2 protein-coding genes and 1 pseudogene are annotated in these 3,505 nt (G+C 64.8%); 2 read left to right on the forward strand and 1 reads right to left on the reverse strand.

The window, feature by feature from the left end:
- Nucleotides 1-227: pseudogene (locus Q7T84_RS00025) on the forward strand (MFS transporter); the annotation flags it as partial.
- A gap of 47 nt (nucleotides 228-274) precedes the next feature.
- Complete coding sequence (locus Q7T84_RS00030) at nucleotides 275-1,714, forward strand: MFS transporter (RefSeq protein ID WP_304805516.1); 1,440 nt, start codon at nucleotides 275-277, stop codon at nucleotides 1,712-1,714.
- A 209-nt stretch (nucleotides 1,715-1,923) separates the two neighbouring features.
- On the opposite strand, the gene Q7T84_RS00035 is transcribed toward Q7T84_RS00030, so the two are convergent.
- The gene (locus Q7T84_RS00035) at nucleotides 1,924-3,186 is read right to left on the reverse strand and encodes a glycosyltransferase (protein WP_304805517.1); all 1,263 of its coding nucleotides are present in this window, start codon (nucleotides 3,184-3,186) and stop codon (nucleotides 1,924-1,926) included.
- Nucleotides 3,187-3,505: the final 319 nt, after the last annotated feature.

Below are 3,505 nucleotides of genomic sequence, written 5' to 3' on the forward strand. Positions count from 1 at the left end.
GAGCCGCCATCGGCCCGGTCGCCGGCGGGCTGGCGATGTCGATGCTGGGCGCGCCAGGGCTCTTCCTGTTCTTCACCGCATGCGCCCTGGCCAGCCTGGCGTTCGCGATGTGGCGCCATTGGAGCAGTCAGCCGGTGCCGCAGGAGCTGCAGCAGGGCTTCCAAACCCTGCCCCGCACGACACCGATGTCAGCCGCCTTGGATGCGCACAGGGATGGCGACGAATGACCAACAAATCAGACGCCCCGAAAAGGGGCATGACTCAGGAGGGGGCCATGAAGTCAATCGAGGCACGGGATCCATCGAAGGCGACCTTGCGACGCGCGGTGGCCGCGTCTGCCATCGGTAACGCCACTGAGTGGTTCGACTATGGGATCTACGCCTACGGCGTGACCTACATCGCCGCGGCGCTCTTTCCTGGGGAGGCGGCGGAAGCCACGCTATTTGCGCTCGCGACCTTCGCCATTTCGTTTCTGATCCGTCCGCTAGGCGGACTCTTCTGGGGTCCGCTGGGCGACCGCTTTGGACGCAAGTCGGTGCTTGCCCTCACCATCATCATGATGGCGGTCGCCACGGTTTGCGTCGGCCTTATCCCGACCTATGAGCAGATCGGCTTCTGGGCGCCGCTCATTCTGATCATGCTTCGGATGGTCCAGGGCTTTTCGACGGGCGGCGAATATGGCGGGGCGGCCACCTTCATGGCGGAGTACGCGCCGGACGCCAGACGTGGATTCTTCGGCAGCTTCCTGGAATTTGGAACCTTGGCGGGCTTCTCGCTAGGCGCGCTGTTGATGCTGACCTTCTCGTTGCTGCTGAGCCAGGAGGCGATGCACGATTGGGGCTGGCGCCTTCCCTTCCTGGTGGCGGGACCGCTCGGTCTCATCGGCGTCTACTTGCGTTCGAAGATGGAAGACACACCCGTCTTCCGCGAGCGCCAAGCCAATCGGACGGACGCCTCCCCGGCGAAGGGTGGGCTAAATCACCTGTTCGCGCACCATTGGCGTCCCCTCCTGATCATGAGCGGATTGGTCATCGCCCTCAACGTCGTCAACTATACTCTGCTGAGCTACATGCCGACCTATCTGGAGCGCAGACTCGGCCTCACCACGCAGCAGTCACTGATCGTGCCGATCATTGGCATGCTGTTCATGATGGCGTTGCTGCCCTTCGCCGGCGCGTTGTCCGATCGCTTTGGGCGCAAGCCGCTGTGGTGGGTGTCGCTGGTGGGCCTTTGCCTGTTTGTGATCCCGCTCTATCACCTGATGGCGACCGGTCTGCTCGGCGCCATCGTAGGTTTTGCGGCCCTCGGCCTCCTCTACGCCCCGCAACTGGCGACAATCTCGGCGACCTTTCCTGCGATGTTCCCAACCAGCGTCCGCTTCGCCGGATTTGCGATCGCCTACAATGTGGCGACCTCGATATTCGGCGGCACGGCGCCGGCGATGAACTCGTGGCTGATACGCTTGACGGGGGACACCATGTTTCCCGCCTACTACATGATCGCCGCCTGCATCATCGGGATGATTGCGCTTTGCTTCATGAAGGAGACTGCTGGTCAGTCGCTGCGTGACGACGACGCAGATAGGTCAAATGAAGAGGGCCGCCGAGGCAGGACAACGCCTATGACGGCCTCCGAAACCCTGAGTTCGTCCCCTCACGCCGACACAGCCCCGACCACGCTACGCGGTGCACCGCCTCAATTGCGCCCCTGGTGATGTCGGCCAAGCTGACAGCGGCTCGCGCGGCCGGGTTGGATTCGAGCCTAGCTTCGATCTGGACTGGAGATGGGAAGTCAGCGCCGGCTGCTCGACATTGATACAGAGGCGATCACCGCAATTCGCGCAACTGCCCGGCCGCCTCATCGATCGATGGGGCGGCCTCAATTGATGTCCGTCCAAGTCACATGAACCGTGTGTCGAGCCGCTCATTGTTGGGCCCCGTCGGAACGAGCGCCGCGCTGCCTGGCGCGCGTCTCGATGAAGTCCACGGCTGTTGCGACACCGTCCTCTTGGCGAATTTCGGCGCCCAGCCCCGCCGCCGTCCGACGCATATGGTCATCCTCCATCGCGAGTATGGCGGCGGCCAGCGCCTCCGCCGACAGCGACTTGCGATCTAGCGGCGGCGGACCAACGCCGAGTTGCGCGACCCGACGCCCCCAGAAGGGTTGATCCCCGAAGAACGGGCAAATAGCTGTCGGCTTCCCCGCCCGCAACGACGCGCCCGTGGTGCCAGCGCCGCCGTGATGGATGGCGGCCGACATGCGGGGCATCAACCAATCGTGCGGGGCGCTGGTGATGACGTGCACGTCGCATGGCGCGTTCGCCACTTCCAGGGCGCCGCCTCCGGTGGCCAACAGGCCCCGCTTGCCGGTCTTCTCCAACGCCTTGAGGACCACGGCCGCCAAATGCGCCGGATCCAGCCCTGGCATGCTGCCAAACCCAATATAGACGGGCGGCGCGCCGGCGCTCAAAAACGCCTGCAGATCGGCTGGCGGCCGCCACGCCTCATCATCGAGGAACCAGTAGCCGCTCACGAGGACATCTTGGCCCCAGTCGGGGGGGACGGGCACGACAAGCGGGCTGTAGGCGTAGAGCGCCGCCCCGGACCGCGCACTTCGGCGACCTGCAAGCCCTAGCGAGGTCGCCCGCCAGTTGGCGATCAGGCGGCCGAACAACACATCCGCGCCCCGGATCGCCAACGCATGGCTGACGCGGTTGAGCGGGCCCAGAGAGGCGAATGGCAACATCGGCGTCGGAAATGCAGCGGTCGGCGTGAAGCCCGGCAGCGGCGAGGCAAGCATGGTCTGCCGTCCAAGCGCCTCACCGATATGAGGCACGGCGATCGACTTGGGATGATGGATGATCAGATCCGGGTCGAATGCCTTGGCCGCGGCCCATTCGGCGTCGAGCAGACCACGCATTAGTGGGCGAACGTGCTTGAGGAGCTTGAACCCAGCGCTGAAGCCCTCTCCGCCAGCGATAGCAGCCTTCCCCTCCGGCGTGTCCATCAGTTCCAGGAACTCGCCCGGCAGCGGGGCGAATCTGACGCCGCGGCCTTCGGCCATCGCCTGAAATTGTTCGGGTGCGGCAAGCTGCACCCTGTGGCCTCGATCCATCAATCCGAGCGCCAGCGCCACGAAAGGCTGAACGTCCCCACGAGTGCCGAGGGTGTGGATCGCGATGCGCATACCGCCTCCTTGCTTGCCACGGCCGAGCCAAGCGTGCGCCAGCCGCTGGCCCGTGCGAGCGAGCCTCTTGTCGACAGCTGTCACCGTCGCCAGACTACGCCTTATGGGGCCCGATGAAACACTAGGCCGCTCCGTCGATGATTTGTTGGCCGCCGCGAGATCGGCGACGAACAGCGCCGAACGCAGCCGCCTGATCAACGCCGCGGTGGCCCTGCAGGCGATGCTTCTTCAGGCTGCGCACTCAGCTTCGGATCAACCTGCCAACCAAGCACCGCTTCCAGCGCCGAGGTCATCGCCTTGGCGCCGGCTTGTGAAATCC

The sequence above is a fragment of the Phenylobacterium sp. genome (assembly GCF_030654915.1).
GTDB lineage: Bacteria > Pseudomonadota > Alphaproteobacteria > Caulobacterales > Caulobacteraceae > Phenylobacterium.